Source organism: Paenibacillus sp. B46(2026) (assembly GCF_056786355.1).
In genome coordinates this window covers 277006-298772 of the sequence record NZ_CM165907.1, presented here as the reverse complement: position 1 = coordinate 298772, position 21767 = coordinate 277006, and the positions used below count along the sequence as shown (strand labels likewise).

The following is a 21767-nucleotide window of genomic DNA, read 5'->3' as shown; positions in this document are numbered from 1 at the left end:
TTCATATTTGCGGTGATATCACCTTTATGGTTTATGTTCACACGGCTGTTATATCTCTACAGCGACGCCAAAATGATCGGACACGACCGGCCCGGTTTTACCGTTCAAGACCACGGTAGAAGATTTAGCCTGAATCGGACGATTGGAGAAAATATAGTCGATCCGCAGATCGCGTTTATTGTCTGCCCAGCCGGCAATGGCTTTCACCACGGTTGCTCCATCATCCTTTTGCAATGCTGTGGTATACAGGTCATTCCAGCCTTTGCTCATCATATAATCATAGCCTTCATCACGCACTTCCGCGACATTATTGAAATCACCCATTATATATAACGGCTGGTCCATGTAGCGGGCAAGCTTGCTCTCCGTCAACTCCCACTGTCCCTTGAAAGGTTCCTGCGCATCATCCCACCAGTTGTAGTGCCCGTTCACAAACCAGGTTGCTTCACCTTGGACGACCGTCTGGATTCCCACAATCTTGCGTGTACGATAGTTGTTATAATCCCGCATGTGGGACACGTATTCTCCAAAAGCCTGCTTAATCGGCGTCCGGCTAAGGATCGCCAGTCCTTCGTCATATTTTCGGAACCCGACATGGGCAGGAATCCACGTCCAGTGATATTGCTCTGTCAGCTGTTGAAGCAGGACGTAGGCATAGTTGTCTTTTTTAATTACAGCGTCGGATTCAGTAGCAAAATAAGTCCCCAGTTCTTCTTCAGAAAGCGCCGCTTCCTGCATGGATTGGTTGACCTCCTGCATGGAGATGACATCAAATTGATGTGTATTAATAAAATCAGCCAGCTGACTGATCTTGTTCAGTTGATCCTCTTCCGCCCAAGCGTGTGTGTTTAACGTAAGTATTTTCATATGCTCTCTCCTGTTGTTTGTAATATGACCGTTTCCCCGGCCTGCATCGTTCCTGAAAGGAATACATACCATAAGCATACACAATATGGTGTATTCTTGCATGTCGTCCGCCAGCATAATCGACGTGTTCATCCTGATTCCTGTTGGTCTAAAATAACTTCAAATTCTTCATAACCCATGCACGGATTGGCTCATAACTGATATGATGGATACAACAAATTTACAACATCACGTCATAGACGTGGTGATTACTGAACCTATGTTTACCCCAGGAGATGGAATGATGAACATACCCAATAACATGAGGATGGATGATGCGCAGTGGCAACAATTAATTCGGGAAGTTGCAGAGCATTTTAACAACCTGACAATCATGCGCGGATTCCAATATTATAAACAGAAACGTGTCGGACCATTAACCTATTCAGAACAACAAGGAATCTTGGCCGTTGTACAAGGATCGGAAGAATATGAGGTCACCCTGAGCATGCAATCCCTGTCTACAAGTCATTGTACCTGCCCGGTGAGTTCCGTATGCAAACATATGACTGCTGTATTGATGAGTTATGCCGAGCAACTGGAGCGACCTGTGCATGCCATTGTGAATGCACACTCCAGTACTGCGCTCAAACAAACGACCAAACCCGTCGGGGCCATGTCCGCAGGACTATCCAGCTATACAGATGCCGATGAACAACAGGATATGGATATTCCGGACAACCAATACAGCCAGATCAAGGAGCGTGCGACAGAGCTTGCTGATCTCGAAATCTCGGAATGGCATGAGCTATTCCACTCCTGTCTGAGACGGCTGGGTTCTGGCACAGCAAGCACATCCTACGTACAGGAAGCAACGGACGAGTTATATGCCATTAAGCCAAGGCTGCCCGCTGCGATGGACCAACTTTTTGAACTACATGTGCAGCTGTACCTCATCCGATTCTGCGTGCCGCCGGCTCGTAACTCCATCACGCATACCCCCGTGTACTTGAGCTACCCTGCCCAGCTCGCGGTGGATGCACTTCAGAAAGACATTGAACGGATCTTTAACCATCCGCTAGACCTGTCAGGTTTAAAGGGAAACAAGCTTGAACAACTTTGGAACAGACTGTCCGAAACCTCGGCTTATTTACGCAAACAGATGATGCCTGAGACAGCTAGCATGATGTTCTTCACTCCGATCTATCGACAACTGTGGTTGAACTGGATCGTACCTAAGCTGCAAGGATCGCGGGACATGTTAGTGTCGGAACAGGCCATCTTAGATGATATAGAGCGCAATATAACCGCCGCTTCGACACCTTCCCAGTCAGGTGGAAGTGTCTTGAGTAGCGCTCAAAGTAATGGAAGTAGTAGTGATAGACCAGGCAAAGCCGTAACACTGCCCCTGCCGCTAGTACTCGCGCAGAGCTGGATGCACTTCCATCTGGGGCAGGATGATCAGGCATGGCAGCGACTCATCCATGGAAGCTCGGCCTACGGTTTCCCGCCAGAACAACTGTTGCATTTTCTCCATGTACTCGCAGATTCGGCTGAATGGAAGCGGCTTGGCGATTGGTTGGTACAACTTGGCCCCCTTCTGGCGAATCGCCGTAATACACCTTTGAATGATTACATGCATATATGGGATACGGCCATTCAACATCTGCCCGATGCAGAGAACCGTATGTGGGACACGCTTGTCAGTATGCTTCCCCACTCCCGCCCCGCCTACGAGGATGCTATGCATTCGCGTGGACAGTGGCGCAGATGGATTGATTTTCAGCTAAGTACAGGAACGGAACCTCTCGAATTCCGCGTAGCGGTGCTGCAACCGATTGAAAAAGATGCACCTGAACTGCTGCTCCCCTTCTATCATCAGGCAGTGGAGCGTTATATCGGACACAAGAACAGGGACGGATACAAGGCAGCGGTGAAGCTGCTGAAACGCCTGTCCAAAATCTATAAAAAGTTGAAGCAAGAAGCGCACTGGGAGCAGTTCATCACCACACTCGCCGTTCGTAACAGTCGGCTGCGTGCCCTGCAGGAAGAGCTTCGGAAAGGTAAACTGATCTCATGAGCTTAATTCATCCATACACTGAAACGATTGAGGTTCACGTCGCTTTAACCGGATATGGCGATGCTTTGTTTTACGGAGCACTCAACACACACCACTTTGTATCGGGACAGTCGCTTAAGCAGCGATTGTTCGCTTGGCATGCCCCTTCCTTCTACGGTACCGAATTAGAAGTTCGGCAGATTGAGGAGATTGAGCTGGTTGTTCTGCCTGCGGAAGAAGTGATTCCCTTCTTTGCCGAGATGCATACCCTGCTTCATATTGAATGGAAGTGGGACGAACAAGCGGAACATCTGATTCGACTGGCTCCGGCACTCACAGCATCTATCGAGAAACGCAAATACGTGCCCAGCTTCGAGGCTTATCGTGCAGGACAGCTTCAGTGGACCTGGGACCCAGACAGCTTGAAAAAGCAGGATCGGGCATCACTTACCAAAGCGATTCAACAGACGGACGAGAGTTATGCCGAAGGACTTGGGGCTGCCTATTCCGCCTTCGTATTCCAGCGCTGGTACAGTTCGGAGGAAGCTGGGACCGATCTGCGGCGTGAATTCCCGCAGTTGTTCCCAGAGCGCGGCACTCTCCCTAAGACAGCCGGAATGGACGCCCAGTCCTGGCTCGTATCCATTGGCTGGAAAGCAGATGCCGCACCATTCAGACCCATGCTGCAATTGCAGGAGCCAGACGAGGATGAGCCATCTTGGCGGCTGCGACTGGTGTTGCAGAACAAGCTGGATGCCGCCATCTTGGTGCCCGTCATGCTGGATTCACGCGGCAGACTTGAAGGCGAATGGCCAGAGGTATGGACACCGTTCATTCTGGATCGCTCCGCCGGATGGCTGGATCAGCTCCGCGCACATCTGCCGCGTCTGGGAAGCTCCATTAGCGGCAGACGGGATGTGCTGAGTGACCCTTTGGGAGATCAGGAAGCCTGGCAGTTCCTGACGCAGGATAGCGGGCGGTTGCTCGCAGCGGGCTGGCAAGTTCTGCTTCCTGGTTGGTGGGAAGCAGCCCGTAAGAAGAAGCCAAAGCTGCGTGCTAAGGTGCAACCGGAGGAAGGCAGTGAGCGGGGACAGTCGTTCTTTGGACTGGACTCGATTATTCATTTTGACTGGCGAATTGCGATTGGTGACACGGATCTTAGCGAAGATGAATTCGCCGATCTTGTTGCCCGTAATGAACGATTGGTTCGCTTCCGTGGAGAATGGGTTCCACTCGACCCTGACCTGCTGGAACAGATACGCCGTGCCATGGGCGGTGTAGATCGGGAACAGGGACTCTCATTCCAGGATATTCTGCACCTGCATCTTCTGCATAATGAGCAACGGGAATATCGCAACCAGAAATGGAAGGAAGGACAACAAACCGAGGAGGAAGAGCAACCGCAGGCTAATGAGAACATTCGGCTGGAGGTTGAACTTAACGAACACCTGAATCGGGTTATCGCACAACTGGGGGGTGGACAAGGTGGCGCGCCTTCTCTGCCCATTCCGACAGGGCTCCATGCCGAACTGCGATCGTATCAGAAGGAAGGTTTTGCATGGCTTGGTTTCCTGCGCAGATTTGGACTTGGGGCATGTCTTGCCGATGATATGGGTCTCGGGAAAACCATTCAGTTCATCACGTATCTATTACACATCAAAGAACATGAACCACGTAAGCCGGGACAAGCCCCGGTACTTCTGATCTGTCCGACTTCCGTATTGGGCAACTGGCAAAAGGAGATTAGCCGCTTTGCGCCCTCCATTCATGTCAGCCTGCATTACGGGGCACGCCGATTAAGCAGAGAAGAATTCCGGGAGCAGACGGAGAAGGTGGATATTATTATCACGTCCTTTGCTACAGCTACACTGGATCAGGAGATGTTGCAGACTTATACGTGGGCATGCATCTGTCTCGATGAAGCACAGAATATCAAAAACGCCCAGACCAAACAATCCCTGGCTGTCCGCAGTTTCCCGGCGAAACACCGCATTGCCATGACAGGTACGCCGATCGAGAATCGGTTGTCTGAGCTGTGGTCGATCTATGACTTTATCAATCCAGGATACCTGGGCAACGCCCGTGCATTCCAGACTCGCTTCATCAGTGCGATCGAAAAAGACAAGGATGAGCAGCGGATGCAGGATCTGCAGCAATTGGTGAAGCCGTTCATGCTGCGCCGGAAGAAAAAAGATCCGAATATCCAGCTTGATCTGCCGGACAAAAACGAGATGAAGACCTACATTCACCTTACGGGTGAACAAAGTGCATTGTATGACCAGTCCGTACAGGCCTTGATGGATAAAATGAAAGAGCTGGAAGGCATCAAGCGTAAAGGTGCGATTCTATCGGCGTTAACCCAGCTTAAACAATTGTGTGATCACCCTCTGCTGCTAACGAAAGAAGCTTTGCCGGAGGAACTGCCCGAGGACGGCACACTGACATCCTCTTATGACGTGTACAGCCCGCAGGATATGGCCATGCTGATTAGCCGCTCCGCGAAGTTGGAGCGACTGATGGAGCTCGTCCGTGAATTGCGGGACGAGGGCGAGCGATGCCTCATTTTCACCCAATACATCGGGATGGGACAGATGCTGCAGCAGGTATTGCGTCAGGAGTTACAGGAGCCGGTGCTATACCTGCACGGGGGCACATCCAAGACGGCAAGGGATCGCATGATTGAGGAATTCCAATCCCGTACATTGCCTGAGGATAAGCAACCGTCCGTCTTCATTCTGTCCATCAAGGCAGGCGGTGTGGGATTGAATCTGACCGCAGCCAATCATGTCTTCCATTTTGACCGCTGGTGGAACCCGGCTGTTGAGAATCAAGCTACCGACCGGGCTTATCGGATGGGTCAGACCAAGGATGTCCAGGTGCATAAGTTCATCTCTCTTGGCACATTGGAGGAGCGGATCGACGAGATGTTGGAGAGCAAACAGCAGCTTAGCGATAACATCATCACAAGCTCCGAGAACTGGATTACCGAATTGTCAACAGATGAGCTGAAGGATCTGTTCACTCGGCGTCGTGATTGGTCTGGGTGACTCGGAATGAAATGAGAAATACAATAAAAAAGAGAAATAAAAAAAAGCGAAGTTTCGGAATTTGAATTCCGGCTTCGCTCTTTTTGTGTTGTTGCGGTTAATCATCCGTTCTTAACGCATGTTACCGATGATAGATGATCTTGAATCCTGCATTTTTTTGATAAAATTCATCATTCATCCCGTTTTTGGGTTGGCATCTTCCGCCATTCTAAATCACAAGAACTAGTTGTTCAATCAAATTAACATCAAATTGGAGATCGACGATACGTTCATGATTTTACTTTAGAAAATGGTTATGTTATATTTAACAATATATTTTACACAATTTAATTTTGTAATATTTAATATAAATGAATGTTATACACTTTACGGGAGGTTTTTATATGAAAAAGATACTGGTTGTTCTAACAAATGTAGATAAATACGAAACGAAGGACGAGCCCACTGGCTTGTGGCTGAGCGAAGCAACTCACTTTATTGAAGAGTTTGACCATAATGACAATGTTCAGATCGATCTGGTTAGCCCTAAAGGTGGGAACGTACCTCTTGATCCGAAAAGTCTGGGCGACTCTCTGGATGAAAGCACCAAAGCCTATTTCGAGAACGAAACGTTCATGAACCAATTGAAAAATACGTTGAAACCTAGCGAAGTGAATGCAAGTGACTATGATGCGATCTACTTCACAGGCGGTCACGGTACGATGTGGGATTTCCCGGACAATGCTGAACTTCAAGAGCTTTCTCGTGAAATCTATGAAAAGGGTGGCGTTGTATCCGGCGTGTGCCACGGGGTTACAGCCTTGTTGAATGTGAAGCTGTCCAACGGCCTGCTTTTGATCAAAGACAAAACCGTTTCCGGCTTCACGAATGAAGAAGAAGCATTGGCTCAACAAACCGAGTATGTTCCTTTCCTGTTGGAAGATGCTTTGAGAGAACGCGCTGCACAATACGATAAAGCTGCTGCATTCAGCTCCTATGTCACAACAGATGGCCGCGTGGTCACAGGACAGAATCCGCAATCCAGCAAAGCTGTAGCCGAAAGTGTTAAACAATTGCTTGATCTGTAAAATAAACCGATTGATCCCTCTCCTCCCCCAGGAGCTCATATAGATGAACAAATTAAAACAGCACGTATTCCGTCATGACCTGACAGAACACATGCTGTTTTTGCTAGTGATTTTCCCGTATAGAAGCTTCCGTCGCTGTTGTTCCAGCCAAACGCTTCACGATATAAGGCACGGTCACCGACGTCAGGATCACGGCAAACGCAATCTGAGCGATAGCTGTGTCCACATAAGGCGCATACGCCGGATTAAACCCGGCAGCCATCGAAGGCACCACCATGGATAATCCAGCAACCGAACATGTCGCAGCCGCGGCGTAACCGGGCCGTCTTAATATCGTGCGATCGATCCCAATGAGCGGCAGCATACAGATCAGCAAAAATAACACCGTGACCAATAAGCCGGATAAACTGGACTGAAATGCAATACGCAGATCAATGTTGGACCCGAAACTGGTACCTAGAAAAGGCAGCAGAATCAGTGTTCCCGGAGCGAACATCTTCTGTATGTTACTATCCAGGTTACCAAGAAGTATGCCGATGAAAAAAGGCACTAACGTAGCAAGTACACTAAGGTAATCAATGCCAACACCGCTTGCCGAATTCAATATCATAACCGGAATAACCGGTACGGCTATTAGATTCAGAATGCCAAACGCAGCACGGTCCACATCATCTCCGTATGTGTTCATCAGCGCCAGATATAATCCCGGATTACAACTGGTCAGAACGGCGATGAAGGCTACCGCAGACACTCCTCCAACCCCACTTATGCCAAAAAAGTGTACAAACGCCCAGCCGAACAGGCAGCTGATGAGGATACGTGAAATACAGAGTACTCCTGCTCTCTTCAAGGTCACCAGAAGCTGTGACAAGTTCAATTGTGTCCCTGACACCAGCAAAATCATGCCAATCAGTACCATGGTACCTTTCGATGTGAATAGCGCTGTCGTTGGATCCCCGATCTGAAAAAACGATGGAAACACCGTGTTGATGACCGCGGCGGCCAGCATAGGAACAATCAGCAAGCCGCCGGGTATTTTTTTGATTCGACCCAGAATATTCATGACCTGTTACAGTTCTGCTCCGTTGGTACGGATCACATTCTGATACCAGAAGAACGAATCCTTCCGATATCTTTTCAGCGTACCATTGCCATAGTCATCCTGATCCACGTAGATAAACCCGTATCGTTTGCTCATCTCGGAAGTCCCTGAACTGATCATGTCGATCGGCCCCCACATCGTGTAACCCAACACTTCGACCCCATCCGCAATGGCGAGTCCCATCTGTTCAATATGTTTGCTCAGGAAATCAATCCGGTAGGGATCGTTGATCGTTCCGTCCTCATTCAGCTTGTCGTAGAAGCCTGAGCTGTTCTCCAGAATAAAGACAGGCTTTTGATACCGATCATAGACGAGATTAAGCGTATACCGCAGGCCAATCGGATCAATCTGCCAACCCCACTCGTTTGCAGGCAAATGCGGGTTTTTGTAGACGCTGTGTACGTTCCCGGCTGTTAATTCAAGTTGTTCGGTATCACTACTGGAAATCATCGAGTTGTAATACGACATTCCCACGAAATCAGCCGTGTGTGCGCGAATGCTATCCAGATCGCCATCCTCGATATTCAGCTGGATCTCCTTGTTTTTGAAATACGTTTTACTATAGTAAGGGTATTCGCCTTTATTAAGCACATCGAGATAGAACTGATTTTTCATCTGATCATCCTGCTGCATCTGAAGTGCATCCTCCGGCTTGCAAGTGTAAGGATACGTTGTAAAATAAGCCACCATACTGCCGATCTGGTTATTCGGATCAATCTCATGTGCTATCTTGGTTGCTCTGGACGCAGCTACAAATTGATGATGCAACCCCTGGAACAACATTTCCTCATAATTCGGAGCATCATAATCAATGATTCCCAGCGTCTTGGCCGATGCTTTCACGCTCATGTTGATCTCGTTGAACGTCACCCAATATTTCACTTTACCCTTGTAGCGATTAAACAGCACATCACAATAGTTCACATACAGATCAACTAGCTTGCGGTTATACCATCCTCCGAACTTGTCCATCAGCACAATTGGCGTATCAAAGTGACTGATGGTAATCAGGGGCTCCATACCCTGTTTTAGACATTCATCAATAACCTGATCATAGAACTCTAGTGCCTTTTCATTCGGAGCGGCATCATCGCCACCCGGAAATACTCTGGCCCATGAAATCGAATAACGAAATACTTTGAAGCCCATCTCGGCGAACAAGGCGATATCCTCACGGAAAGAATGATAGAAATCAATTCCCCGGCGCTTCGGATATTTAATCGTATCCGGGTCATTCCTGGCCTCTTCAATCATCTCCCAATTCACTCTGATCTGCTTGGTCACTTTGCGGTCGTTCTTCTCGTTAAACTTCATCACTTCTGGAATGGTCAGGCTCTTGCCGTCCACATTATAAGCTCCCTCTGCCTGGCAGGCAGATAGTGCACCGCCCCATAAAAAACCTTTTGGAAAATTGGTATTTGTCATTTAGCTTCCTCCTGTTATTACGTGTTATTAAGGTCTTAATAAGACCTTCTGGCTTATAGCTCGTAGCTTGACCAATGAAAAGATGGGCAGTTCTTACGAAATCAGCTTGATCAAAGGTTCACTCTCCCGAATCGGGCCGCTGGTTGCTGTGGTCAGCACGTCTCCGTACTGTTGCATGTTGGTAACGACAATGGACGTAATGGTGTTATAGCCTGCTGACGTAATGCCTTCTGGATCAAACTCCACCAATAAATCGCCAGCCTTGATTGTCTGTCCCTGTTCGATATGAGCGTTAAAATATTTGCCTTTCAGACTAACGGTATCCACCCCGATATGGATCAGGATCTCGACACCATTCGCTGCCTTCAATCCGATGGCGTGTTTGGTGCGATAAAGTGCTTCGACGACCCCGTCAAATGGAGCGTATACCTTGCCATCTGTCGGAACAATCGCAATACCTTTACCCATTAACTCTTGGGCAAATGCCTGATCTTCCACTTCAGAGATTGGTTTGATCTCCCCTGTCATTGGACTAACGATAAGCATGTCCGAAGAGGTGGATGTCTGTGATGATACTGACTCTGGAGCTGCCTCTGTGACAACTGCTGTTGGATTGTCATTTACCTTATCAGTAGCTTGTTGCTGTTTGGCTCCTTCTGTACCTTCCTTGATGCCAGCCAACAGCGTGAACACAAAGCCAAGTACAACGGCAGCAATACAACCAATAACGACATACATGTAACGATCAGATGTATACGTACCAATTGCCAGTACACCTGGAAGTGAAATTGCATTCGCTGTTGTGTGCACCAAGCTGTAGAATCCACCGACTAATCCGCCTGCAAGACAACCTGCGAAAAAGGGACGTTTATATTTGAGCGTTACACCATAGATCGCCGGCTCGGTAATCCCGAACAACGCGGTGAATCCACTCGAAGCCGCCGCTGATTTCATCGTTTTACTCTTCGTCAGTACAAACACACCGAAGGCTGCTCCAGCCTGAGCCAAATTTGCCGCCAGTGCCGTTGGTAACAGCACGGTTGCGCCCAGTGTAGCCACCTGTTGAACCTGAATCGGCATGATGGCATAGTGCATACCGAACATGACCATGATCGGTTTGAAAAATCCAAGAATCGCACCAGCTAGAACACCTGCGGTGGAGAACAATGAGTTGATACCATTGGTCAACCAGTCACCGATATATGATCCTACTGGGCCAAGCACGATTAATTCCAGAGGAATCATAATAAACAAAACAATCATTGGGGTAAGCAGGACCTGCAGAAACTTGGGAATCACTCGATTGACGATTGGATACACATAACTCATGATCCATACCGCCAGAATGATGGGAATGACGGAAGATGAATATTTCATCAACAGGATCGGCATGCCAAGAAAATCAATGCTGTTCACACCCGTCTCGGCAATCTGGGACGCAGCGTTCAGAATGATGGGGTGCATCAGCCCCGCAGCAAGAGCTACTGCCAAATAGGGATTGGTTTTGAAACGGTTTGCTGCACTAACAGCCAGGAAGAACGGCATGAAGTAGAAAATACAGTCCCCGATCATGTTAATGATCGTCAGAAAGCCTGAACCCTCCAGATACCCCATGGCAGCTATAACGGTGGCCAGACATTTGATCATCCCGCAACCAACAAGTGCTGGCAGCACGGGCGTGAATATACCTGCAATGGTTTCAAGTACTACATTGACAGGGTTGCGTCTCATTTTCGGTCCACGATCTGTGGACTCCGCAAGTTCGCCAATCTTGTCAGAAGTTAGATTCTTCACTTCACTGTATACCGCGTCTACTTTGGCACCAATGACAATCTGAACCTGTCCCCCGGAATTCTGCGCCTTAAGCACACCTTCAAGCTGATTGAGTGCATTCAGATCGGCCTTGCCATCATCCTTCAATACAAAACGCAGACGGGTAGCACAGTGTGTAAGCCCGGATATATTTTGCTCGCCACCAACGAGATCAAGTACGTTTTTAGCCAAGTCTTTGTTGTTCATGACCCTTCTCCTCTACATGAATAAATTGGATATATAAAAAATGACCAAGCCGGGGAATCGTCATTCCCTACGCTTGGTCATGCCTGATCGAATCAGTAACAGTCCAATATGGATTATTCGGTTAGTTTCTTCACCAGCTTTATTCCGTTGGTTCATTCGAAATCAATCGCTGGATATGCAGAATCAGATATAACTTTTCATCATCAGAACAGGTCCAGCCGTAATTATTTTTCAGGAAATCAGCAATCTTCTCCACACAAGCCAGTTCCTTCGGAAACTTCTCTTTGACCATCAGGAAAAGCGATTCATTCTCATCCTTGAGCGATGTACCGCTCATCTGTCGCATGATGAAATATCTGATATGTGTCGCAAATCGCATAAAGTGAATAGAGTCTTCCTGAAAATCAATTTTGAGCGCATATTTGATCACGGACAGGATCTCGCCCGTAACTGTGGTTACCTTGGTGGTATCCGTCATCTCTCCCGAGCCAACCTGTGCATTAACAAAATGCAGAGCAATCAGTGTTGTTTCGGCTGTCGGCAGAGCAATATCCATTTTTTCCTGAATCAGCTTCAGCGCAGCCTCCCCCACCCGGGTCTCGTCCGGATAGAGTGTCCGCACTTCCCATTCCAGCGGATTTTTGATACTGATGCCTTCTCTGGTTCGGGTTAATGCAAAACTGATATGGTCAGACAGGGTGAGAAGCAGGTTCGGGTTAAATTGTTTATTCAGAATCTGACTGCCCAGCTTGATCACTTCCTCAGCGAGATAAATATCCTCAATCGGAATGCTGTTCAGCAGGTCATACATACGGATGTTCTTTGGTGCCACAAAAATTTTCTCCACCAAGTCCGTCTCCGTCAGCTCATAGGGCGTTTTCAGAAATCCGACCCCTTTACCTACGACGAATACTTCTTCGTTGTTATCATTAATGGCAATAGCCACATTGTTATTCACTTTCTTAATAACCTTCATTGTCCTCACCCCCCGACGAAAATAAAAAAAGACCGAAAGCGATTACAGTTAAATAATCGAATTCGGTCATGCCTGGTTCGCCCAGTAACAGTCCGTGTTATGAATATATTTATTATTATAGGCCTGTTCTTCAAAAAGTCAATCCGTCAATATCAGGAAAGAATATGCTCTTCTCTGACTGAAGGGGACATGCCATAGGAATACGTCATATATAACAGCATCTTTTGACTATAAAAAAATAATTGTGACCATATAAGCCCACCGGAAGTCTAATTCATGTAAAAACAAACGGGGAGTTGAATCCCTGTAACCCAAGAAAGGAGTTGCTATCCATGGGTCCAACCGATCTCATTCATCAGGTGATATCAGGAGATCGCGATGCCTTTATCAGGCTCATCAGAGAAATTGAAAACTCTCTATACAATACGGCAAAATCCATGCTTCGAAAAGAGGAGGATGTAGCTGATGCCATTCAGGAGACGATTTTGAAAGCCTATAAATCACTCCATACGATTCGGGAACCTCAATATTTCAAAACGTGGATATTCCGTATTCTGATTAATGAATGCAACACCCTATTGTCCCGTCGCTCCCTCTCCACGTCCTATGCGGAGGTGCCCACAAAGCAGGAATCCTCCAGTCCCTTCGATGAGGTAGATATGAGAGAAGCCGTTGATCGGCTTGACGAACAAAAGAGAGTTGTCATCGTGCTGCATTATTTCGAAGATCTCTCCCTGCGGCAGGTAGCAGAGGCGCTCGATATCTCCAAAAGCGCGGTAAAAATGCGATTAAGCCGTGCACGACAGGAGCTGTATCACAAATTCAAAAACTTTCGGGAGGTAAAACTACATGTCAAACCCGTTTAATATCGATCAGGAATTAAGAGAACAGGCGAAGGAGCGACCCGTCATGTCAGAAATTGTGCGCAATCGAATCGATGCCACGTTGGAATCACTGCCGGAATCACCCATGCTGATTTCAGGACATTCTCGTAACCCGCGTCTTCGTAAAAGTCTACGTCGTACAGCCGCAGCAACGATTGCAGCGGGAGTGTTAGGTATAACTGTCTTTGCCTCTGGATTCGTGTCTCCCGTCATGGCTGATTCTTTGCGCAGCATCCCGCTGGTGGGCAGTCTCTTCAGTTCTATTGAAGCCGATATGGGATTGCGCACCGCAGGAGACGAAGGTCTGACGAAATTCGTAAACAGCAATGTATCGTTCAACGACGTGAAGCTGGAAGTGAAGGAGACCGTATATGATGGTACTCGTGCAGCCTTTTTGGTTCATGTCACTGCACCCAACCTGAAAAATGGTGAGTATGACAATGGCAAGGACATCGTGAAGCTTAGCGATGGAATGGATAATGTCTTTTTCAACGTCAATGGTACAGGCCAGGAGGGAGGCTTATTCTACGGCCCTGCAGGACAAACGCAGCCGGATACATTACTGTTTGAGCAAGTAATTCCCGCTAACCAGGCTGCTGCCGGACTGCCAGATCAGTTCAATGCTGAGGTCACATTCACTTTGCAGGGCATTGATCACGAATTTGAGCTGAGCATCCCGTTCACGAAAACGACTGAGGATATTCAGCATATTGAACCCAACGTCATCGTCTCCAATGACCTGATTACCGCATCCGTTATGGAAGCCCAGGTTACGCCGATTACAACACGTCTGTCCACGGTGATCTCACTTCATGGTAAGAGCATGCTCACGGCTAAAGATGAAGAGCAATTACGAAATATAGGGTTTGCAATTTACGATGATCAGGGCCGGCAATTGACCGCATTAAATGCGGAGGGCTTGTATGAGGGCAATCAATTAAAATCTGAACGAATCTATGCCACCACACCTGGCAACTCAACATATTTGGTCGTGAAGCCATTTGAGATTGAGGATGATTTTACGGAAGAGATTAAAGATCGGCAGTTCATCAAGGGAATGGACATGAGAATCGAGCTTGATTAATCGTTAACCATCGTTCTTCCGTTCATAAAGGAGTCTTTACAATGTCCATTCAACATACGGTTGAGTCCATAACTATACTGGGTCCACTATTTATTCTGTTCCTGATTGCTCTGGTGTTTTACACCAGGGCAAACCAGATCAGGTACACGATAAGGCAATACCTCTCTATCATTACATTTGCTGTGTATATTCTGGCGGTTATGCATTTTGTCTTCTTCCCCATCGACGTCAATATTGGTATGTATGCCAATCAGACGCCATGGTACAAAACCATTCAGTTCATTCCCATTCTTACGTTGGATATCCCCAGTTTTGCACTGAATATTCTAATGTTTATGCCACTCGGCTTCATGCTGCCTCTGATTAGGTCTTCGGCAGGCTCGGTGAGAAAAGCTGTGTGGATCGGGTTGATCTTCAGCTCTTCCATCGAAATACTGTAGCTCATCATCCGGGTTACTCTGGGTAATGGCCGTACTACGGACATAAACGATCTGATCGCGAATACGGCGGGAAGCATCATTGGTTATCTCATTTTTCACAGACTTACAAAACTCGCGATAGGCCGGCGTATGATCTCCCCATGGAGACTCGCAGATCGATCCCTTTGAAAACATGCGTAGCAAGCAAGCCGCCTCTTAAAACCGGAGATCTAATCAGCCAAAACATGGTCACTTCCCTCAGATGAAAAAAGTAAAGCGCTGTGGTACAATGAAAGAATTGTGTATTCACAGACAGACATGTGGGTAAAGGAGCTGAATTGATTCTGAATCAGTGCTCTTTATCCATGATTATGCTGCCATTCTAGGGAGGCTTATGGAACAACCATGCTCATTATTGGTATCGCCGGAGGAACCGGCTCCGGTAAAACGACGGTAGCTCGCTCCGTCATAGACCGTCTGGGATCAGGTAAGGTTACGTTTATATCCCAAGACAATTATTACAAGGACCAGTCGCAGCTCACACCTGAGCAACGCCGACTCACCAATTACGATCACCCGTTTGCATTTGATAATGATCTGTTGATTGAGCATCTCACCCTGTTGAAAAAAGGCCAAGCGGCATATGCTCCCGTATATGACTTCACCATAGATAACCGTGCTGCAGGTGAGACGGTTGAACTGGCACCGAACCACATTGTCATTGTAGAAGGATTGCATGTACTGATTGACGAACATCTTCGCAGTTTGATGGACATCAAAGTATTTGTTGATACTGATTCTGATGTGCGGATTCTACGTAGAGTGCTGCGGGACATTGAAGAACGCGGACGCACGATCCAATCCGTGTACAAACAATATCTAGAAACGGTAAAACCGATGCACGATGCTTTTATCGAGCCATCCAAAAAGTATGCCGATATCATTATTCCAGAAGGCGGACATAATGAAGTAGGCATTCAGATGTTATCCATCCTCACCGAGAAATACCTCACCGGAGAGAATTGGAACGGCGCTTAATTTAATGCAAAGCACCCCAACAGAAATCCAGGTTACGATACAGCGTAATCTGGATTTTTTGTTAATTGTTCATTTATAATACTCCCCATAATTGAAAAGGAGATCTCCCTTATGGCTACTTTTGATGAATTCATGCAGCATGACATCCGCGTTGGTACCGTGGTGGAAGCTGAACCCTTCCCCAAGGCTCGCATACCCGCTATTAAAATGACGATCGACTTCGGACCACTTGGTCTTAAACGTTCCAGTGCTCAGATTACCCAGCGATACACGCCTGACATGATCATTGGCAAACAGGTCGTTGCTGTAGTTAGTTTTCCACCTCGGCGGATTGCCGGTTTTGTCTCTGAAGTACTCGTACTGGGCGGCGTGCCTGGTGAAGGCGATGTTGTCTTGCTCACACCGGATAGCCCATTACCTAATGGAACACCGATAGCCTGATTTTATTTTTGAGTAAGAAGAATAGGGCTTTTCAAATGTTTGGAAATCGAGTATCCTAGTTTTATTGATGAAAGAACTACATACGTTGAGACCTTAAAGCATAAGGCTATGAATCTGCGGATTCGTGGCCTTTTTTTGTGTTTTTTTGAGGAGAAATAGGTCTGGAGGATTAGTTGTGATCCATGATGAGGAGGAAATATATTGATAATTCATACCAACAGCCTAGTTTTACATGGTAGAATATTGATTATTATTACAAATTTAGTATCTAGTAGCCTGAACAGTACATATCTAAGACAGAAAATCACAATCGAGAGGGGCAAGATTCATGAAAAAAATGATGATTTCCGGGGTAACGGCATTAGCTTTATTAACAGGGGGCATCTTAGGTTTTGGAGGAGTGGGGAGTTCTGTAAAAGCCGCACAAGCTACCACTAAATTCAAGGACGTTCCGGCTACACACTGGGCATCCTCAGCGATTAATTTGGCCGTGGAACAAGGTTATTTCAAGGGGTATGCCGACGGGACATTTAAACCAAGTTCACCGGTTACCAAAGCTGAAATGGCAAGTATCCTGGGACGTCTATCCGACCAGCCTAATGCATCAACACAAGAACAAAACAATTTCACGGACATACCCGAGTGGGCAAAAAGCGGTGTCTCTGTTGCTATTGCGAAAGGTTTTATCAGCCCTTCTAATTATAAGGGGAAGCTAGATGCACAAGGTGCCCTTCAACGAGGCGAAATGGCTACATGGCTGACGCAAGGATTAACCGTTGTTGATCCTGAGTACAAGCAAGCACTCTCTGATGTGACGAACACCGTTGTTCCTGCAAAGGAATATTTCACAGGTAAACTCGCAAGCGCTCAAAAAAATGCAGTAGCCGTTGCCCTGGGAACGGGACTAATGAGTGTGGCAAACGATAAAACATTTGGTGTTGATCGTACCACCACTCGAGCGGAAGTTGCTGTGTTAATTGCCCGTTATGCAGCAGTTGCCAAGACTAAGCCTGCCGATTTTCAGGGTTTGAATGAGTTACGGGAAGTGGGATTGACGGGGACGAATTTGAATATTATTGCACCTAAGTATCAGAAAGCAGGACCAGAAAAATTTTCTGATTCGTATGATTACAGCAAAGTAACTGGCGATTTTGTGAAAGTTCGTAATCAAGAATTAGTTACAGTAACGAATTATGCAGATCTGAAGGTCAAGAACTGGATCATCGTCAATCCATATGTGAAAGAGACTGAGAGAAGTATCTATTACCCCGTTTTCGTTGATGAAAAAGATAGATTACTAAGAGGCGCTTATTATTCTTTTACAGAGTTTGATATTAGTATTAAGAACTCTATGAATCAACTGCAAGCCGGTAGTCTTATCCATTCCCCAACTATTAATGCTCTAACTTCACCAAGCACCAAAGCTTTTAGCGAGTATGGACCTAAACATATAAATGATTTACTCGGACCCAAAGGCGTGTTTGTCGTAAAGAACCCTGTTTACTGGGGCCATGGTCTCTTACATTTTGACAAGTCACTAAATCCTGGAGTGCGCCTGACGCTAAAAGATGGAACAAACTATACTGTAGTTCCAAATTAAACTATGAAAAGGGTGTTCCAATGTGCGTTTCTATCAAATATTAAAAAAATTATTAATAGCATATATAATATTGTGTATATTGTTCCCGACCCCTTCAGTTATTTTTGCTGGAGGGGGGCCTGGAACAAAACCACAATTAAAAGCCCCCCATTTTCTACCTTCGACACCCGCTAAATCTCAAAAAAAAGTAAGTCCTGTTGAGGGTAGTGGAATGTCTAATATCGGTGTTTATGTTTACCAGCTCGATAATTTAAGATGGAGTGTAGATGGAGAATGCAACGGCCAAACATTAAGCAATAACCCCGATACCAACAAACCAAACTCATCATTAGTTTGCGTAAACCTTTCACTAGATGCACCAAGCTATAGGCCCGCTGAGTACTTTGATCGTTCAGGTCAGAGGTATTCTAGAAGTGAATTAACTTCAATTTCATTAAAGCCCATGTACATGGATAACACACAATATTACTTACCAGGAAAACCAATCTTGGTTAGTGTAGAATCATTTGACGGTGATACGGTGAAATTTACAACTCAAATCGGAGGTGCGATTGAACCAACAGCTCACAGACCCTACAATCCACCTAAATACTCTGCTGACTACGTATTTAATACTGATATATATTGGCGGGCCTTTGCCGAAATAACCAAAGAGATCAACCTCACAGCTGGCGGGCAACTTAGCCTAAATCAGTCTAAACAACTTAATGCTACGGTCAAAACGAAAACTGGAGATGGAAACTTTGGAGCGGAGACCAATGTAAACACTGGCAGCGGTGGTACAACTACGTGGGAATCTTCTAACCCGGGTGTCGCTACGGTTAGTAACTCCGGAGTAGTCCAAGCAGTCAGCAGAGGAACCACAACCATCACCGTATTGTGGAAGAAGGATGGATTTGAGTTAACTACCACAACAAACATTGGTGTAGAAGAAAATCCCGGTCCTGGTGGGGATGGCGGTAACGGAGGCGGCAGTGGTGGTTGTACTCCAACGATTGGACCACCTTCTGCTGGAACCATCATGAGCATGAATGATCTCGATCCAAATGCCAACGGTGTCATTAAGTCAGATAACAGAGATAATGAGACATTCAATGTATTAAAAGGAATCCCTACTTCCGAGTCACTCTACACGAATGCCTTTGCTGATAATTATCTTTTCAAACAAGCTTGGGCGAAAATGAGCGGTAAAGTTACATACAATTGTAATATCACGATCTCTTATGATAGAGAATGGACAGTACCTGGACCAGAAATATGTGACGATGATGGTTGTACACCAGGACCACCTGCACCCGCGAACGACAATGTACCCAAGCCATACAACTTCCAGATCACAAGAGACTACTCCTACTGGAAAATTAACAATCTGGAAGTATACAAGATCGCTAAAGCAACCATGAATAATTACGCTTTGCCCGGTGAGACTGTTACGATGAATCCAACAGGATACACACCACCAACACTGGAGTCTACAAATGATGAATCCGTAGAAAGCCATGTACGACCAGGGCAAACCACTTCAATCTCATATACTCCACCCAAATTAACAGGTGGTTTGAACCAACCTCCCAGTGTACCTGATGATACATCACGGTTAAAAGGGATGGCTGAGTCCAACACACCTCAAAGTAAAGTGAATAATGATTTAGTGAAATTCAACAACACAACCATTATGAATGATGTGGAAGCAACCAAAGATGGCCCAACACCATCCAATATTCCTAATCCAACGACGATCGGGCGCGATGTACTGTACAAACCGGGTAACATGATCAGCAATTCCCTGCTGAATAAAGCGAACACCACAAGCTCGGGTGAGATCTATTATGATTTGCTACCGGGTAACGTGAATGGCGGCGCCAACAAAATATTGCCGATCAACGGCATCAACACCGTCACGGTACACACTCCTGTCGTCAACTACGCTTGGGTGTCGGATGATCAGCCGCATAATCAGAAAACCGCACCGGACCCAACCAGCGCTGCACTCATTCTGGAACGCCCGTTCATTGTGCGAATCCCTACATCGGGACAGCATTTGGACGCAGCGAGTTATCCCGGTTATGGAAATCGGGACTATGCCAAATATTTTCGGATCAAACAGGTGCAATTCCCGTTTGATGTCTACAACGCTGACCGGAGTCAGTTTATCCCCGCCAAGACATGGGTGGATATTCCGGTCAATCAACTGGACACCACATTCTATCTCCCTGTATGGGTAGACGAAGGCAAGTATCACATTGTATTCCGCAATATTGCAGAGAATGCACCTGCAAACTTTACCGAGCAACAGGATGCCAATACCAATTTGGCATATCATGTTGCAGCGGACACCGTACCGGTAGATGTCATCGGAAGGTTATATGATTTTCACGTCACTGATATCTCCGATTACAACTGGGAAAATGTATTTCGCAAGCGATTGGGCAGTCCCGAACCAACGGGCTATAGCTACTGGACTGGGATGAATAGCATTGATGGTGATCCACGAGGTAACCTGGCTCCATTTGTATTACCTATTCGACCAGGAAGCCATCCGGTGCAGGGATTTGCTAACGCAACTGTGAAGACAGGGTACCATTTCAAGTTCGATCTGAAGACCAAGGGCAATATGTTTGGCAAACAGGATGGTATTCGCATTACACCCACTTTTGCTTTTGTGAGTATAGACGGCTCCTCCCGGCAAGAAGTGGATCTGTACTACCATCGAAGCCAGGAACGCTTTATCCGTATCGGATCGATGCAGGATCTGGAGAAACGCTTTGTTGTCCTGAACTCGCGGCTTCGAAATGTACCCGGCACAGAGTTAGGTGATACAGCGCGTTATCAGTATACTTATGAACTGTCAGCGGAGGAACGCAACCAGCGTACGTTGGCGGAACATATGGTTCGTCTGGTTGATCAGACTTCTCATCAAAAAACATGGGCAGGTCGTTATAACTGGATGATCCTGTCCGCTCCGATTCGGACACTCATTGGGCCCAAAACGGACATTCCTTCCGGGGTCAACGTGGACCGGGCCAATGCAGCAATCCAACGCTGGTACGGGGAGTACAGCTTACCGGCCGATGTATATGCCGTACCAAAAGGTACGGATCTCGAACCCATCGCTCGACAAAATCAACTGGATGAGAAATCGAACATTTTTCTAAAGAATGGTTATATCGTGGTCAACTTCAACATGGAAAGCCTGCGAAATGGAAATACAGATGCGCCCCATCTGCAATATATTCATGCACCACTGATGAATCAATGGCAGTTGGAAGGTTTCAACAAAGCGCCAACAGACAGTCAAGGCAGAACCTGGTCTCTGAAGGATGGCGATATTGTCTTTTACCATGCTGATCAGTCCAGCCGGAATGATTTCCAATCCCAGGTACCACACTAGTTCTGAATCACCGAAGTTAATACAACTGACTAAGCAGATGTAGACAACTACATGTGGACAAAAGAGTCTAATGCGGAGTACCTCTCCAAAATAGACTGAATATCCGTTTAGCGATAAGCACCCAATGAAGCAATATATAAATGTATGATCAATTAGCTATGAAGTGCCAGACAAAGTATTATGCAGCCTGCGTAAAACTATGATGCACTGAATGATATACGATGAAGCATTAACAAACTCTTCCTGTATCACGTCCCAACTACACACAATATGCCTGTTATACAACAAAAGGATTCCCTTGAAAGTCATCAATAGACTTTCAAGGGAATCCTTTTTGTGTCATTCTCTTTGTATAACCCGACTTATAAC

Annotated in this window: 14 protein-coding genes and 1 pseudogene; 10 read left to right on the top strand and 5 right to left on the bottom strand. The window is 46.6% G+C overall.

Translation table 11 applies throughout. From position 1 onward, the window contains the following. Window positions 1-48: 48 nt before the first annotated feature. Window positions 49-867: an endonuclease/exonuclease/phosphatase family protein gene (locus AC1S8V_RS01350; RefSeq protein ID WP_482072139.1), complete on the bottom strand. Its 819-nt coding sequence runs from the start codon at window positions 865-867 to the stop codon at window positions 49-51. A 301-nt stretch (window positions 868-1168) separates the two neighbouring features. Between AC1S8V_RS01350 and AC1S8V_RS01345 the strand changes: the two genes are divergently transcribed. From AC1S8V_RS01345 to AC1S8V_RS01335, 3 genes are all read left to right on the top strand, one after another. Beyond that, entirely contained in the window at window positions 1169-2926 is a 1758-nt protein-coding gene (locus AC1S8V_RS01345; RefSeq protein ID WP_482072138.1) for an SWIM zinc finger family protein, read from the top strand. Window positions 2927-2931: 5 nt separating this feature from the next. Beyond that, on the top strand, window positions 2932-5952 hold the full coding sequence (locus AC1S8V_RS01340; protein WP_482074358.1) for a DEAD/DEAH box helicase: 3021 nt from the start codon (window positions 2932-2934) through the stop codon (window positions 5950-5952). Between the two features lie 383 nt (window positions 5953-6335). Then, complete coding sequence (locus AC1S8V_RS01335; RefSeq protein ID WP_482072137.1) at window positions 6336-7019, top strand: type 1 glutamine amidotransferase domain-containing protein; 684 nt, start codon at window positions 6336-6338, stop codon at window positions 7017-7019. A gap of 103 nt (window positions 7020-7122) precedes the next feature. Here AC1S8V_RS01335 and AC1S8V_RS01330 read toward each other — a convergent pair whose 3' ends face one another. The 4 genes from AC1S8V_RS01330 to AC1S8V_RS01315 all read right to left on the bottom strand — a co-directional run bounded on the left by AC1S8V_RS01330 (window position 7123) and on the right by AC1S8V_RS01315 (window position 12541). After that, on the bottom strand, window positions 7123-8082 hold the full coding sequence (locus AC1S8V_RS01330; RefSeq protein ID WP_482072136.1) for a 2-keto-3-deoxygluconate permease: 960 nt from the start codon (window positions 8080-8082) through the stop codon (window positions 7123-7125). A 6-nt stretch (window positions 8083-8088) separates the two neighbouring features. Beyond that, complete coding sequence (locus AC1S8V_RS01325; protein ID WP_482072135.1) at window positions 8089-9546, bottom strand: glycoside hydrolase family 1 protein; 1458 nt, start codon at window positions 9544-9546, stop codon at window positions 8089-8091. Window positions 9547-9639: 93 nt separating this feature from the next. Further along, window positions 9640-11565, bottom strand: coding sequence for a beta-glucoside-specific PTS transporter subunit IIABC (locus AC1S8V_RS01320; RefSeq protein ID WP_482072134.1), 1926 nt, complete (start codon window positions 11563-11565; stop codon window positions 9640-9642). Between the two features lie 139 nt (window positions 11566-11704). Continuing rightward, window positions 11705-12541, bottom strand: coding sequence for a PRD domain-containing protein (locus AC1S8V_RS01315; protein ID WP_482072133.1), 837 nt, complete (start codon window positions 12539-12541; stop codon window positions 11705-11707). Window positions 12542-12873: 332 nt separating this feature from the next. Between AC1S8V_RS01315 and AC1S8V_RS01310 the strand changes: the two genes are divergently transcribed. The 7 genes and pseudogenes from AC1S8V_RS01310 (at window position 12874) to AC1S8V_RS01280 (ending at window position 21398) form a co-directional block, all read left to right on the top strand. Then, the gene (locus AC1S8V_RS01310) at window positions 12874-13407 is read left to right on the top strand and encodes an RNA polymerase sigma factor (protein WP_482072132.1); all 534 of its coding nucleotides are present in this window, start codon (window positions 12874-12876) and stop codon (window positions 13405-13407) included. Beyond that, entirely contained in the window at window positions 13391-14509 is a 1119-nt protein-coding gene (locus AC1S8V_RS01305) for a DUF4179 domain-containing protein (protein ID WP_482072131.1), read from the top strand. The genes AC1S8V_RS01310 and AC1S8V_RS01305 overlap by 17 nt, the downstream gene beginning before the upstream one ends. Before the next feature lie 41 nt (window positions 14510-14550). Further along, window positions 14551-15117: pseudogene (locus tag AC1S8V_RS01300) on the top strand (VanZ family protein). 216 nt (window positions 15118-15333) lie between these two features. Beyond that, a complete protein-coding gene (gene udk, locus AC1S8V_RS01295) occupies window positions 15334-15966 on the top strand; it encodes a uridine kinase (protein ID WP_433749518.1) in 633 nt (210 codons plus the stop codon). Window positions 15967-16077: 111 nt separating this feature from the next. Beyond that, the gene (gene csaA / locus AC1S8V_RS01290; RefSeq protein WP_482072130.1) at window positions 16078-16407 is read left to right on the top strand and encodes a chaperone CsaA; all 330 of its coding nucleotides are present in this window, start codon (window positions 16078-16080) and stop codon (window positions 16405-16407) included. Between the two features lie 328 nt (window positions 16408-16735). Continuing rightward, window positions 16736-18007, top strand: coding sequence for an S-layer homology domain-containing protein (locus AC1S8V_RS01285; protein WP_482072129.1), 1272 nt, complete (start codon window positions 16736-16738; stop codon window positions 18005-18007). Between the two features lie 448 nt (window positions 18008-18455). Beyond that, on the top strand, window positions 18456-21398 hold the full coding sequence (locus AC1S8V_RS01280; protein WP_482072128.1) for a DUF5704 domain-containing protein: 2943 nt from the start codon (window positions 18456-18458) through the stop codon (window positions 21396-21398). The last annotated feature ends 369 nt before the right edge of the window (window positions 21399-21767 follow it).

Bases quoted from the DNA above. Each gene is read 5' to 3' on its own strand.
- AC1S8V_RS01350 (WP_482072139.1), bottom strand. From the start codon at position 867: ATGAAAATACTTACGTTAAACACACACGCTTGGGCGGAAGAGGATCAA.
- AC1S8V_RS01345 (WP_482072138.1), top strand. From the start codon at position 1,169: ATGAGGATGGATGATGCGCAGTGGCAACAATTAATTCGGGAAGTTGCA.
- AC1S8V_RS01335 (WP_482072137.1), top strand. From the start codon at position 6,336: ATGAAAAAGATACTGGTTGTTCTAACAAATGTAGATAAATACGAAACG.
- AC1S8V_RS01330 (WP_482072136.1), bottom strand. From the start codon at position 8,082: ATGAATATTCTGGGTCGAATCAAAAAAATACCCGGCGGCTTGCTGATT.
- AC1S8V_RS01325 (WP_482072135.1), bottom strand. From the start codon at position 9,546: ATGACAAATACCAATTTTCCAAAAGGTTTTTTATGGGGCGGTGCACTA.
- AC1S8V_RS01320 (WP_482072134.1), bottom strand. From the start codon at position 11,565: ATGAACAACAAAGACTTGGCTAAAAACGTACTTGATCTCGTTGGTGGC.
- AC1S8V_RS01315 (WP_482072133.1), bottom strand. From the start codon at position 12,541: ATGAAGGTTATTAAGAAAGTGAATAACAATGTGGCTATTGCCATTAAT.
- AC1S8V_RS01310 (WP_482072132.1), top strand. From the start codon at position 12,874: ATGGGTCCAACCGATCTCATTCATCAGGTGATATCAGGAGATCGCGAT.
- AC1S8V_RS01305 (WP_482072131.1), top strand. From the start codon at position 13,391: ATGTCAAACCCGTTTAATATCGATCAGGAATTAAGAGAACAGGCGAAG.
- udk (WP_433749518.1), top strand. From the start codon at position 15,334: ATGCTCATTATTGGTATCGCCGGAGGAACCGGCTCCGGTAAAACGACG.
- csaA (WP_482072130.1), top strand. From the start codon at position 16,078: ATGGCTACTTTTGATGAATTCATGCAGCATGACATCCGCGTTGGTACC.
- AC1S8V_RS01285 (WP_482072129.1), top strand. From the start codon at position 16,736: ATGAAAAAAATGATGATTTCCGGGGTAACGGCATTAGCTTTATTAACA.
- AC1S8V_RS01280 (WP_482072128.1), top strand. From the start codon at position 18,456: ATGGATAACACACAATATTACTTACCAGGAAAACCAATCTTGGTTAGT.